The 12805-nt window shown below is 61.9% G+C and carries 15 protein-coding genes; 1 reads left to right on the top strand and 14 read right to left on the bottom strand.

The window, feature by feature from the left end:
• Positions 1-87 precede the first annotated feature (87 nt).
• From VES88_04755 to rpmJ, 10 genes are all read right to left on the bottom strand, one after another.
• Positions 88-1131, bottom strand: a complete 1044-nt coding sequence (locus tag VES88_04755) for a Gfo/Idh/MocA family oxidoreductase (protein HYN80789.1) — start codon at positions 1129-1131, stop codon at positions 88-90.
• Complete coding sequence (locus VES88_04750) at positions 1131-1703, bottom strand: acyltransferase (protein HYN80788.1); 573 nt, start codon at positions 1701-1703, stop codon at positions 1131-1133. The genes VES88_04755 and VES88_04750 overlap by 1 nt, the downstream gene beginning before the upstream one ends.
• On the bottom strand, positions 1700-4942 hold the full coding sequence (carB, locus tag VES88_04745; protein ID HYN80787.1) for a carbamoyl-phosphate synthase large subunit: 3243 nt from the start codon (positions 4940-4942) through the stop codon (positions 1700-1702). The genes VES88_04750 and carB overlap by 4 nt, the downstream gene beginning before the upstream one ends.
• Before the next feature lie 264 nt (positions 4943-5206).
• The gene (gene rpmB / locus VES88_04740; GenBank protein ID HYN80786.1) at positions 5207-5425 is read right to left on the bottom strand and encodes a 50S ribosomal protein L28; all 219 of its coding nucleotides are present in this window, start codon (positions 5423-5425) and stop codon (positions 5207-5209) included.
• Positions 5426-5779 (bottom strand): 50S ribosomal protein L17, encoded by a 354-nt coding sequence (gene rplQ / locus VES88_04735; GenBank protein HYN80785.1) that lies wholly within the window; start codon positions 5777-5779, stop codon positions 5426-5428.
• 4 nt (positions 5780-5783) lie between these two features.
• The gene (locus tag VES88_04730) at positions 5784-6860 is read right to left on the bottom strand and encodes a DNA-directed RNA polymerase subunit alpha (GenBank protein ID HYN80784.1); all 1077 of its coding nucleotides are present in this window, start codon (positions 6858-6860) and stop codon (positions 5784-5786) included.
• 237 nt (positions 6861-7097) lie between these two features.
• Entirely contained in the window at positions 7098-7730 is a 633-nt protein-coding gene (rpsD, locus tag VES88_04725; protein HYN80783.1) for a 30S ribosomal protein S4, read from the bottom strand.
• 3 nt (positions 7731-7733) lie between these two features.
• A complete protein-coding gene (rpsK, locus tag VES88_04720; GenBank protein ID HYN80782.1) occupies positions 7734-8111 on the bottom strand; it encodes a 30S ribosomal protein S11 in 378 nt (125 codons plus the stop codon).
• Between the two features lie 3 nt (positions 8112-8114).
• Entirely contained in the window at positions 8115-8492 is a 378-nt protein-coding gene (gene rpsM, locus VES88_04715) for a 30S ribosomal protein S13 (GenBank protein ID HYN80781.1), read from the bottom strand.
• A 2-nt stretch (positions 8493-8494) separates the two neighbouring features.
• Entirely contained in the window at positions 8495-8611 is a 117-nt protein-coding gene (gene rpmJ / locus VES88_04710; GenBank protein ID HYN80780.1) for a 50S ribosomal protein L36, read from the bottom strand.
• A 200-nt stretch (positions 8612-8811) separates the two neighbouring features.
• Between rpmJ and VES88_04705 the strand changes: the two genes are divergently transcribed.
• Positions 8812-10221 carry a M20/M25/M40 family metallo-hydrolase gene (locus VES88_04705; GenBank protein HYN80779.1) on the top strand — a complete coding sequence of 470 codons (1410 nt, stop codon included), beginning with the start codon at positions 8812-8814 and terminating at the stop codon, positions 10219-10221.
• A 191-nt stretch (positions 10222-10412) separates the two neighbouring features.
• Here VES88_04705 and pyrF read toward each other — a convergent pair whose 3' ends face one another.
• Genes pyrF through VES88_04685 form a run of 4 tightly spaced genes read right to left on the bottom strand, consistent with a single transcriptional unit; the run spans position 10413 to position 12742 of the window.
• Positions 10413-11147, bottom strand: a complete 735-nt coding sequence (pyrF, locus tag VES88_04700) for an orotidine-5'-phosphate decarboxylase (GenBank protein ID HYN80778.1) — start codon at positions 11145-11147, stop codon at positions 10413-10415.
• Positions 11135-12091: a dihydroorotate dehydrogenase gene (locus VES88_04695; GenBank protein ID HYN80777.1), complete on the bottom strand. Its 957-nt coding sequence runs from the start codon at positions 12089-12091 to the stop codon at positions 11135-11137. Before VES88_04695 ends, pyrF begins: the two co-directional genes overlap by 13 nt.
• A 10-nt stretch (positions 12092-12101) precedes the next feature.
• Complete coding sequence (locus tag VES88_04690; GenBank protein HYN80776.1) at positions 12102-12503, bottom strand: type II toxin-antitoxin system VapC family toxin; 402 nt, start codon at positions 12501-12503, stop codon at positions 12102-12104.
• Positions 12500-12742, bottom strand: a complete 243-nt coding sequence (locus VES88_04685; protein HYN80775.1) for a hypothetical protein — start codon at positions 12740-12742, stop codon at positions 12500-12502. Before VES88_04685 ends, VES88_04690 begins: the two co-directional genes overlap by 4 nt.
• Between the last annotated feature and the right edge of the window lie 63 nt (positions 12743-12805).

Below are 12805 nucleotides of genomic sequence, written 5' to 3'. Positions count from 1 at the left end.
GTCCGACTCCCTCGCGGATCCGCAGTCCGATTCCTCTGCCGTTCCGCAGTCCGCAGTTTTTGTTCATAGCCTCGAAAGATCGCCGGTTCAGACGCGCAACGGGAGCGGTACGTCGCGTCCCGTTTTCGCCGATTCGTATATCCCGAGGATGAGCTCCAGCGATTTTCGCCCCGCCCGCCCGTCGGTGTCAGGCCTGGCCTCGCCTCGAAGCACTGCAAGCACATTTCTATAGTAGCCCTCGTGGCCGAACCCGTAGACGTTCGGGGGATTCGTGTCGAGGTTGTGAATCAGCTCGTCATCGGGATCACTGTCGGCAAAAGCCCAGTGCTCGACCTTGTTCACCGCCGTTCCCCCGATCTTGACGGTCCCTTTCTCCCCGAGAACAGTCAGCGACCCCTCCATGTTCTGCGGGTAGGTGAGCATGGTCACCTCGATCACACCAAGTGCCCCCGACCTGAAGCGCAGAATCGCAACTCCCGTGTCCTCGGTCTCGATCTTCCGGCCGAGTGTCGCCGTTTTTGCCATCACGTTCTCCACCGGACCGACGATCCACTGGATGAGATCGACGTAATGCGACGCCTGATTCATGAATGCCCCACCATCGAACTCCCACGTGCCGCGCCAGGGGGCCTGCTCGTAGTACTCCTGAGGCCGCGTCCATCTCACGGTGCAGTTGGCGAGGTAGAGCCGGCCAAAACGGCCTCGGTCAACGGCCCGCTTGAGCATCTGCACCGGGGCATTCAGCCGGTTCTGCTTGACGACGAAGAGATGAACTCCGGCTGCATCACATGCCTGCACCAGCTCGTCGGCGCCCTTGAGCGATATCGCCATCGGCTTTTCCGTCACAACGTGCCGGCCTGCCTTGGCCGCGAGCACACCCTGCGCCGGATGATACCCCGAGGGCGTTGCGATCGCGACGATGTGCGAGGGCACTTCGGCAAGCATCTTTTCGTACGACGTATGCCACGGAATCCCTCGCGGCTCGGCCACGGCGCGCGCGCGATCCTCGCTCGCGTCGCACGCCGCGACGAGCGCGAGACCGTCGACCCGCTCGATCGCTTCGATGTGATTCCTGGAGATGCGCCCGCAACCCACGAGCGCGATCCGGAAGACCTTCGAGGAATCAGCCATTACTCTGCGACCCGCTCGATCGAGTTGCCGTGTGAGCGGTAAGTCTCCCCGCATGCCTTGCACTTCCCCTCCCCGCTGTCGGGGAGTCTCACGCCACACTTGCACATCCAGCCCACACGACGCGCGGGAACCCCAACCATCAGTCCATACGCCGGCACGTCCTTCGTAACGACGGTTCCGGCGCCGATGAAGGAGTATTCGCCGAGCGTAGTGCCGCAGAGAATCGTTGCGTTGGCGCCTATCGTCGAGCCTCGCCGCACCAGAGTCTTCTGGTACTCGTTCCGCCGAGAGACGTGACTGCGCGGATTGATGACGTTCGTGAACACCATCGACGGCCCGCAGAAAACGTCGTCTTCCAGCTCAACCCCCTCGTAGACGGAAACGTTGTTCTGAATCTTGACGTTGTTGCCGATGCGAACGCCGTTCATCACGACGACGTTCTGTCCAAGCGAGCACCTGTCGCCGATGATTGCGCCGCCGAGTACGTGGCAGAAATGCCAGATGCGCGTGCCCGTTCCGATGGAGGCGCCTTCGTCTACGCAGGCAGATTCGTGCACGAGGCCTTGAGTCACGCAGGCACCTCGGACCGCAGACTCGCGTGCCACTCCTGGAGCGACCGGACGGAAGGTGCCCGCGACCTCATCGAGAGAATTGCGTCGCAGGCGGCACTCGCGGCCGAGAGAGTCGTCGTATAGGCGACGCCGTGGGCGATCGCGGCCTGCCTCAGGGTATAGTCGTCCTGCTGAGCGTGCTTGCCGTAAGGCGTGTTGATGAGAAGCTGCACTTGGCCGTTGAGAATGAGATCGATTCCGTGCGGTCTTCCCTCGTGAACCTTGAACACGCGCTCAACCGGAATCCCCCGGCCGCGAAGATGCCGGGCCGTCCCCTGAGTCGCCAGCAGCGTGAAGCCCATCTCATGAAAGCGGCGGGCAATCGGCGTGACACTGTTCTTGTCGAAGTCGTTGACCGTCAGGAGAATCGTGCCCCCGTCGGGCAGAACGTTCTCGGCCGAGATCTGCGCTTTCGCGAAGGCACTGCCGAACGAAGTCGAGATTCCCATGACCTCACCGGTCGAGCGCATTTCAGGCCCGAGTATTGGATCGAACTCGCGGAACTTGGTGAATGGGAAGACTGCTTCCTTCACCGCCACGTAACTCGGCACGATCTCCTCGGTGAAACCAAGGTCGGCGAGTGTCTCACCGAGCATCACTCGCGCAGCGATCGCGGCCAGTGATACGCCAATCGCTTTCGACACGAAAGGTATGGTTCGGCTCGCGCGTGGATTCACCTCCAGCACGTAAACCTCGCCGTTCTTGATCGCGAACTGGACGTTGATCAGTCCCACGACCCCGAGCGCTTTCGCAAACGAGACTGTGTGCGCCCGCATCACGTCGAGGTCGGTCTCACCGATCAGGTACGGCGGCAGCACGCAGGCTGAATCGCCGGAGTGGATGCCAGCATCCTCGATGTGCTGCATGATGCCGCCGATCACCACGCGCTCGCCGTCGGCGATCGCATCGACGTCGGCCTCGAACGCGTCCTCGAGGAAACTGTCGATCAGCACTGGCCGCTCCTCCGACACTCGCACTGCGCGCTCAAAGTAGTCCATCAGCGATGCCGAGTCGTAGACGATCTCCATCGCCCGGCCCCCGAGAACGTAAGAGGGGCGCACCAGGACCGGATAGCCAATGCTTTCGGCGACTGCAAGCGCCTCGGTGATGCTCGTCGCCGTACCGTTGTCGGGCTGGCGCACTCCGAGCTCGCGGGCGATCGCGTCGAACCGCCGCCTGTCCTCCGCAATGTCGATCGCGTCCGGAGACGTGCCGAGAATCTTCACGCCCGCCGCTTCAAGTCCGCGTGTCAGCTTCAGCGGCGTCTGGCCGCCGAGCTGGACGATTACACCGACCGGCTTTTCCCGATCGACGACCTCGAGAACATCCTCGAGAGTCAGCGGCTCGAAGAAGAGCTTGTCCGAGATGTCGAAATCGGTCGAGACGGTCTCCGGGTTCGAGTTGATCATGATCGTCTCGTATCCGGCCTCGCGGAGCGCGAGCGCGGCGCGTACGCAACAGTAATCGAACTCGACGCCCTGCCCGATCCGGTTAGGGCCGCTGCCGAGGATCACCACCGAATGCCGACCGCTGCGCGGCGCCTCGTCCTCTTCGTCGTAGCTGCTGTAGAGATAGGGAGTGGCGGAAGGAAACTCGCCGGCGCAGGTGTCCACCATCTTGTAGGCCGGCCTGACGTCGAGCTGCCAGCGCCATTCGCGCACGGCCTTCTCGGTCGTCCCGCGAAGAACGGCGAGCTGCCTGTCGGAGAATCCCATCCGCTTCATTTTTCGGACGTCTTCGGCGTCCGGCTGATCGAGACTGGCGTAATCGGCTTCGGCCTCGACGAGCTCCTGCATCTGCGCCAGGAACCATGGGTCAATTCGGGTCAGATCGTAAAGCTCATTGACGTCGAGCCCCGCTTCGAGCCCGCGTTTGATCTGGAAGATGCGCTCAGGCGTCGGCTGCCTCAGGGCGCCGCGCAGCGATTCCAGCGTCTCGTCAGTCAGACGGTCGTCGGAAATCCTCGGCGCTGTTGCCCAGCCCGGTCGTCCGGTCTCGAGAGCGCGCAGGCCTTTCTGGAGCGCTTCCTTGAACGTGCGCCCGATGGCCATCGATTCGCCCACCGACTTCATCTGCGTCGTAAGCTGGGGATTTGCAGCCGTGAATTTCTCGAACGCGAATCTCGGGCATTTGACGACGACATAATCGAGCACCGGCTCGAACGATGCCGGAGTGGTCTTCGTGATGTCGTTCGGGATCTCGTCGAGGCGGTAGCCGACGGCGAGCTTGGTGCCGATGCGCGCGATCGGGAACCCGGTCGCCTTCGAAGCCAGTGCCGAGGACCGCGACACGCGCGGATTCATCTCGATCACGAGCATCTCACCGTTGTCAGGATTGACAGCGAACTGGATGTTGCAGCCGCCCGCTTCGACCCCGATCTCCCTGATCACAGCGACTGCCGCGTCTCGCATCTTCTGGTACTCGCGATCAGTGAGCGTCATGGCGGGCGCGACGGTGATCGAGTCGCCCGTGTGCACGCCCATCGGGTCGACGTTCTCTATCGAGCACACGATGACGACGTTGTCGGCGCAGTCGCGCATCACCTCGAGCTCGAACTCCTTCCACCCGATCACGCTGCGCTCGATCAGCACCTGGCTGACCGGCGACAGCTCCAGTCCGCGACGGACGATCCCCTCGTATTCGTCGCGGTTGTATGCGATGCCGCCGCCGGTGCCGCCGAGGGTAAACGCGGGGCGGATGATTGCCGGGAATCCGACGAGGTCGACGAGGCCGAGCGCCTCGTCGAATGTAGTAGCGATTCCGCCAACGGGAACAGCGAGCCCGATACGTCGCATCGCGTCCGCGAACTCGCCGCGGTCCTCGGCCATTCGTATGGCGCGCGCGTCAGCACCGATCAGGTGGACGCCGTGCTTCGCGAGCACGCCCGAGTCGTACAGTTTCATCGCGACGTTGAGCGCGGTCTGGCCGCCCATCGTCGGAAGCAATGCGTCGGGCTTTTCCTTCTCGATCACGAGCTCGACAAATTCCGCGGTCACGGGCTCGATGTACGTTCGATCCGCGAACTCCGGGTCCGTCATGATCGTCGCCGGATTGGAGTTCACGAGGATGACCTCGTAGCCTTCCTCCTTGAGGGCCTTCGCGGCCTGAGTGCCGGAGTAGTCGAACTCCGCTCCTTGCCCTATGACTATCGGGCCTGAGCCGATTACGAGAATTCGATGAAGGTCGTTTCTTCTAGGCATCGTAGCTCGGCAGGATCCGAACTAACGCCACAGAGACACAGAGACACAGAGGAAGCACAGAGAACTGTCCCTTTCGTTTTGTGAACGGCAACTACAGAAGGACACCAATGCTGGCTGAAGCGAGCGCTGTTCCCCCTTCTGTTGCGGTTCTCTGTGCATTCTCTGTGTCTCTGTGTCTCTGTGGCGTTAGTTGTGGTTCATATACAAAAAGAGGGAGCCGATAACGCGCTCCCCTCTCTGTTCACCTCGGCCGGGCTCACCAACTTATGAGGCTGCAACGCCCCTCGGGGCCCGCTGGATCTTTCCGGCGTGCAGACAGCGCGTGCACACCTTGATCTTGGTGATCTTGCCATCGACGACCACCCGCGCGGCCTGCAGGTTGGGCTTCCACACCCGGCGGGTCCGGTTGTTGGCGTGCGAGACGTTATTCCCATGGGCGACACCCTTGTCGCACACAAAGCAGCGATTTCTTGCGATTGCCATTTAATCCACCAGCTCGATGCGGGCCATTTCGGCACCGTCGCCTTTGCGATGTCCGGTTTTCAGGATGCGTGTGTATCCACCGGCGCGCGAAGCGAACCTCGGCCCGATCTCAGCGAACAATTTATCGTTGATTGCGCGCTGGTGCACATGACGACCGGTGAGACGACGATCGTGCAGGGTGCCCGAGCGGGCCTTGGTGATCAGCTTCTCGACGAAAGGACGAAGCTCCTTCGCTCTCGCTTCAGTCGTCTCGATCGCGCCACGCTCGATCAAAGCCGTGGCGAGGCTGCGCATCAGCGCGAGCTTCTGCTCGGCCGTGCGCTTTAGAGAGCGACCAACTTTGCGGTGACGCATCTGACTATTGCTCCTCGTCCTCGTCGGCTGCTACCGTCGCGACGTTTCGATTAGGCGGCGTGCCGCGATCGGTGAAGCGTACGCCGTCCGGCGAATCCTCGTACTTCATGCCGAAGTTGAGAGCGTGCTTCTCCAGCAGATCGGCGATCTCGTTGAGGGATTTCTTGCCGAAGTTCTTGACCTGAAGAATCTGGCTCTCGGTCATCTTCACCAGATCACCCAGCGTGCGGATATTGGAATTCTTCAGGGAGTTTACCGAGCGGACGGACAGCTCGAAATCGTCGATCGGCGTTCTGAGCAGGTCGGCCATCCGCTGGCCGTCGCCGGCCGCGATGTCGCTTCCCGGCACGAGCGGCGCCGAAGCGTGCGAGCCGAAGCCGACGAAGTACTGGAAGTGTGTCTGCGCCAGCGCCGCTGCGTAGCTCACTGCCTCTTCAGGAGAGATCGTTCCGTTCGTCTCGACGTTCAGCGTCAGACGATCGTAGTCCGTTCTCTGCCCAACGCGCGTTTCTGCGACCGAGAAGTTCGCGCGGCGAACGGGATTGTAAATGGAGTCGATTCTGACGACGTCCACGGGAAGCGCGCGATCGACCGTATGCTGGTCCGCTTCGACATAGCCGCGGCCCTTGTTGACGTAGAGCTCGACGTTGATGTCGCGATCGTCCTGCATCGTGAACAGGTGATGCGACGGGTCGAGCACGGCGACGCCCGGTGCAGCCTGGACATCGGCGGCAGTGACCGGTCCGGACTCTCCCTTGGTGATGCGGAGAATCACTTCCTCGACGCCCTCGTCGAGAATCAGTGTCAGCATCTTGAGATTGCCGATGATCTGATGGACGTCCTCCACGACTCCCGGAATCGTCTGATGCTCGTGCAGCACGCCGTCGATCCGGATGCCCCAGACGGCGGAGCCTCTAAGCGATGACAGCAGCATTCGCCGCATCGCGTTGCCAAGGGTGTGACCGAAACCCCGCTCCAGCGGCTGAAGTCGGAATTCGGCGGTATTGGGATTGTCCTCGCGCTTTGTCATCTCGACGAGCTGCGGACGGACGAGACCTCTCAATTCAATTGCCTGTGCCATTTTCTCTTTATTTCCTCACGTCCCACCCCGCCCCTAACGCGCGGTGAGCCCGTACGGGAGTTAGGGTCCCGAACTAGCATCGTTGTTAATGCTGATCCTGTCTCAACTGCACTGCGGATTGCGGTACTGCACTGCGGACTGCGGACTAAACTGCGAACTGCGGACTAACCGCGGATTGCGGACAACTGCGAGCGGGTACCGGCCAACAGGTACGGTCAGCGGGTAACGGGTCCGTTGTTACTTGGAGTACAGCTCTACGACGAGCTGCTCCTGCGCCGCGATCGGAATGTTCGGCCTCGTCGGACGCTCCAGCATCCGGCCGCTGAACGTGTCGCGGTCGACCGCTATCCACGAAAGCGGCGCGCCACGCGTCGACTGATCCATCGCTGCCATCACCGACACCTGCTCGCGCGACTTCATTCGAACTCGAACCTCTTCACCGGGCGACACGAGGTAGCTCGGGATGTCGACGGGCTTCTGCGCGATCTCCACGTGACGGTGACGGATGAGCTGCCTCGCCGCCTTTCGGCTCGACGCGAATCCCATTCGGTACACGACGTTGTCCAGCCGGCTCTCGAGGGCGGCGAGAAGATTGTGGCCCGTAATTCCAGGCATCGTGGCGACTCGCTCGAACGTGTTTCGGAACTGCTTCTCGCTCACACCATAGATGCGCTTGATCTTCTGCTTCTCACGAAGCTGCTTCGAGTACTCCGACATCTTGCGACGGCGGGCTGTGCTCGATCCGTGCTGGCCGGGCGGAGTAGGCCGGCGCTCGACGGGGCACTTCTCCGTGAAGCACTTCGTTCCCTTGAGAAAAAGCTTCGTACCTTCTCTGCGGCACTGCCTGCAGCTTGGTCCGGTATAGCGCATCGGTCAGACTCTCCGGCGCTTCGGCGGACGACAGCCGTTGTGCGGAATCGGCGTCACGTCGCGGATCGATTTCACCTGAAGCCCGGCGGCGACGAGCGCCTGGATCGCCGACTCGCGACCCGAGCCAGGCCCCTGCACGCGCACGTGAACTCGGCGAACGCCAAGCGTAACCGCTTCGCGTCCGGCCTGTTCTCCCGCGACAGTCGCGGCAAACGGAGTGGACTTCTTGGAGCCCTTGAATCCTGCCTTGCCCGACGATCCCCACGAGATCGTGTTGCCGTGCGAATCCGTGATGGTGATTGTCGTGTTGTTGAACGTCGCGCTGACGTGGGCGATTCCTTCGGCCTCGATGATGCGCTTTGTCTTCTTTCCAGTAGCCATGGATTACTTCGTCACCTTTTTCTTTCCGGCGATTGCTCGGCGGGGCCCCTTTTTCGTGCGGGCATTCGTATGTGTGCGCTGGCCGCGGACGGGAAGTCCCCGGCGGTGGCGGTTGCCGCGATAGGATCCGATGTCCATCAGTCGCTTGATGTTCATCGCGACTTCGGTACGAAGCGCGCCTTCCACGCGAAGATCTTTTTCGATCGTCTGGCGCAGGCGGTTGGTGTCGTTGTCATTGAGGTCGCGCACCCGCTGCTCCGGATTCACTCCCGCGTCCTCGAGGATCTTTCGCGCGGTAGCGCGTCCGATGCCGTAGATGTACGTCAGCCCGATCTCGAGCTTCTTCTCGCGTGGCAGATCCACGCCGGCGATACGTGCCATTATCAGCCCTGCCGCTGCTTGTGCTTGGGGTTGCGCTTGCAGATGATGCGCACGACGCCCTGGCGCTTGATCACCTTGCAGTGCTCACAGATTGGTTTGACGCTGCTGCGAACTTTCACGGAGACTCCGATGTACGTGCAAAGCTCCCCGCTTGTCGCGGGGAGGATTTTCTTAGTTAGCCTTTGAAATTACAGGGTCTAGCAGCCGAAATCAAGCCGAACTGGCCTTAAAGTGTAGCATTGAAATAGAAATGTCCGCTTTCGTTGAAATAGAAATGAACCCGCTGGCCTCATCGTCCCCATCACAGTGGAGCTGCAGTATGCGTTTCCGTGTAACTCTTGCCCTGCTGGTGTTTGGTGCCGGCAGCATCGAGGCGCAGCCACGAATGGCCTCCGCCGATTCGGCGATGTCGCGCGCAATCCTGACCGAGCTCATCGGAATCCAGTCGATCTCTTCGACGCGTGCGACAGTCGACGCAGCCAATGCGATCGTTCGGCGGTTGCGAGCGGCGGGGTTCAGCGAGCAGGACGCCTTCGTCACCGGGAGCTCGGACAGTGTCGGGAACGTGGTTGCTCGTCTCCGTGGGCACGGAACAGTGAAGCCGATCCTGCTGATGGCGCACCTCGATGTGGTTCCGGCCCTGCGGGAAGACTGGACTACCGATCCCTTCGTGATGACCGAGAAGGACGGATGGTGGTATGGCCGCGGAACGATCGACAACAAAGAGGGCGTCGCCACGATTGTGGCGAATCTGATTCGATGGAAGAGATCGGGGTTCGTTCCCCATGCTGACATCGTGGCGGTGATGACCGGAGACGAGGAGACGACTTCCGAGCAGATCGAGTGGTTTTCCAGTGGGGCTGGGCGCAGGCACATCGGTGACCCGAGGATCGCCCTGAATTTTGATGCTGGGCGCGGCACTATCTACGGCGGGCGCGAGGCCGAGCTGGGAGTTCAGGTGAGCGAGAAGGTTTACGTCACTTATCGCATGACGGTTCGGAATGCGGGAGGACACTCGTCACAGCCGCGGGCCGACAATGCGATCTATTCATTGTCGCGCGCTCTTGGCCGTCTCGCCGAGCATCGCTTTCCAATAGAGGTGAGTGCGACGACGCGGCTGGCGCTGGAGCGCTCTGCGGCATTCGAGACCGACAGCATCGCGCGATTGATGCGACTCGTTGCGCGGCAGCCAATGAATAGCGCCGCCGCGAGGCGCCTCACACGGATCACACGATTCAATGCGCAGCTGCGTACCACATGTGTTGCCACGCGCCTAACGGGAGGGCATGCGGACAATGCGCTACCGCAAATGGCGCAGGCAACTGTGAACTGCAGAATGCTGCCGGGGACCGACACGGCAATGGTGGTGCGGGCGCTTCGCGCGGCAGTGGCAGATACCGCGGTCGAAGTCGTAGAGGCTCAGCCGGCGACCGTGTCTCCGCCGTCTCCTCTACCCCCTGATCTTTTGTCTTCAATCGAGACCGTCGCAAAGCGTTTCTGGCCCGGAGTGGTTGTGGTGCCGGTCATGTCGTCGGGTGCGACTGACGGAAGCTATGTGCGCAACGCTGGAATTCCGGTGTACGGAGTCGCAGGCATGTTCTCCACACCGGATGAGGCGCGAGCGCATGGGCGGGATGAGCGAATCGAAGCGCGGAGATATTACGAGGGCATCGAGTTCGCGAGGGCACTCATCGAGCGCCTTACGACAACAACTTCGAGATCAAAATGAAAGTGGTCCCACGCCATATGCCGATTGAGCGGCCTGTTCTTTCCAATATCCCGCCGTTTTCTCTGTCATCTGTGTTCCATCTGTGTCATCTGTGCTCCCCAGGCTCCACGGCGCCGAGGTTCTCGTAAAACAGAGTCGTTGGCGGCAGCCCGCGGCTGGTCGAGCGCCTGGCTCGCGGACCAGAATGACCCTCAGATCCGCAGTCGGTCGCGAACCGACTGCATCGCGGCTCGCGGGTCAGGAGCAGCAGTCACGGTACGCCCGAGGACGAGATAGTCCGCACCGGCTGCTGCGGCGGCTTCAGGCGTGACGATGCGCGATTGATCGCCGGCTGCGTCGCCGGGCAATCGTACACCGGGCACCAACAGCTCGAGATTTGGTCCGAACTGAGCGCGCACTTGCCGCGCTTCTTCACCGCTGCATACCACACCTCGCGCCCCACTGGCTGCCGCAAGCGCCGCGAGTCGGATGACCGACTTTGCCACGTCCCCGCTCTCGGCACCGATGACCTCCCCGAGTGAGCTGCTGTCGAGAGAAGTCAGGACTGTCACTGCGAGAATACCGCACTCCGCTTCCGCGGCTTCGACAGCCGCTTCTATCATCGCCCTCCCGCCAGAGGCATGCACTGTCGTAAGCTTCACGCCCATTTCCCGAATGCGCCGAGTTGCCCCCGCGACAGTGTTCGGGATGTCATGAAGCTTGAGATCGAGGAACACGTCGCAGCCGGTACGACGAACTGCTTCCACGATGGATGGCCCCGACGCCGTGAAGAGCTCGCTGCCAATCTTGTAGAACCGGCAGCTCTCGCCGAGCAGCGACACGAGCTCGAGTGCGCTGTCGGAATCGGGATAGTCGAGTGCAACGATCGGCACAACCGTCGATCGTCCGCCGCGAACGGCAGGCGCGGAAGCGCCTACGCCGGCCATTCAAGCGTGCCGATGATGTCCGTCAGCGAATTCACGTTGTGCGACCGGCGCCAGGAGTCGAGCTCTTTCAAAATACGCGTGGGAGCCCGAGGATCCTTCATTGCCGCCGTGCCCATCCCGACGAGCGTCGCACCCGCGAGCATGTACTGCACGACGTGCGTGCCGTTGCTCACTCCACCGACGCCGATGAGCGGCACGCTCACCGCTCGTCTGACTTTCCACACCGCAAGCACTCCGACCGGTAGGAGGCCCGGGCCGCTCACGCCTCCGGACCCAAAGCCGAGCACCGGCCTCCGGGTCTCGACATCGATGACAAGACCTGGAATTGTGTTTACCAGTGTCAGCGCATCGGCACCTGCATCGACGGCAACGCTGGCCGTGCGCGCGATATCCGGAAGCGTCGGCGAGAGCTTCACCGTCAGCGGGCGCTTCGTGGCCGCACGCGCAAGGCGTACGAGCTGCGCCAGTGTCTCATCATCGGCTCCGAATTCCATTCCGCCGGATTTCACGTTGGGGCAGCTCACGTTGAGCTCGAACGCCGAAACCCCGGGGACCTCATCGAGCTCGGTCACCACTGCGGCAAAGTCCTCGACCGTGTCGCCCACGACGTTCACGATCGCGCGCGCGCGCCGCAGCTTGGCGGCGAGCCACGGCAGCTCCTGGTCGCGAACGGTCTCCACTCCGGGATTCGCGAGACCAACTGCGTTGATCATCCCACCTTCGAAATCCGCGACTCTTGGCGCAGGAGCGCCACGCCGCGGCGCGGGACTCACGGCCTTTGTTACGATCCCGCCCAGCGAGTCGAGGTCGATGACGCCGGCAATCTCACGGCCGAATGCCGCAGTGCCCGATGCGAGAATCAGCGGGTTCTGAAACTCCAGCGAGGCAAACGAAACCGCGAGCGGCCGCGCAGCTCCCGACGCGGGTCGGTTCACCTCGTCCATGGGTGCGTGGTCACCTGGCGAACTGCACGGGAGAGATTGCCGTCTCACCAAACGCGCCGAGCACCTTCGCATCCGAGGTCACCAGCGACACTCCAAGCTCCCTGGCGAGCGCTACGAACTCACAATCGTAGGCAGAACAAGCCGATCCCGCGACGAGACGCATGATTGGTTCGGAGGGGAGCGAATATTCGCGACCGCGCAACAGTGTTTCGGCGTCGGTCATTATCTCGAGCGCGTGATCGAGCGAGAGAGCACTTCGCCGGAGATGGAAGGCAAGGACGCTCCTGAACTCAGTCCGCCAGAGAAGGGGCGCAACCCATTCCGAATCCCTTCGGAAAACTGATTCGGCTTCCGCGCTCCGCTCTCCAGGGATAAGGAAATACGCAACCAGGTTTGTGTCGGCTACGATCACGGCCGTCCTTGGCGTTTCGCTTCGTCGATATCCGCGTCGGTGACGAAAATACCCTCGAGCCGGGCTCGGCGGGCGCGAATCCGCGATAACAGCCGTCGCGTGTCGATCGGCGTGCTCTGAACGGCCCGCTCGAGGCAGAGAATTGCCTGACTGTTCAAGCTTCTCCTGTTAGCAGCCGCGGTCTCCTTCAGCGCGGCATAGAGATCGTCGGGCATGTTCTTGATCGTCATGGTCGCCATCTTCCCTCCCGGATGGTTCCATTATGGTTCCATAATGGAACCTACAATCAAGGGGCGTCCCCG

This window comes from Gemmatimonadaceae bacterium (genome assembly GCA_035633115.1).
Taxonomy (GTDB): Bacteria; Gemmatimonadota; Gemmatimonadetes; order Gemmatimonadales; family Gemmatimonadaceae; genus UBA4720.
The sequence above is the reverse complement of the archived record's forward strand: the minus strand, read 5'-3'. Positions and strand labels throughout refer to the sequence as shown.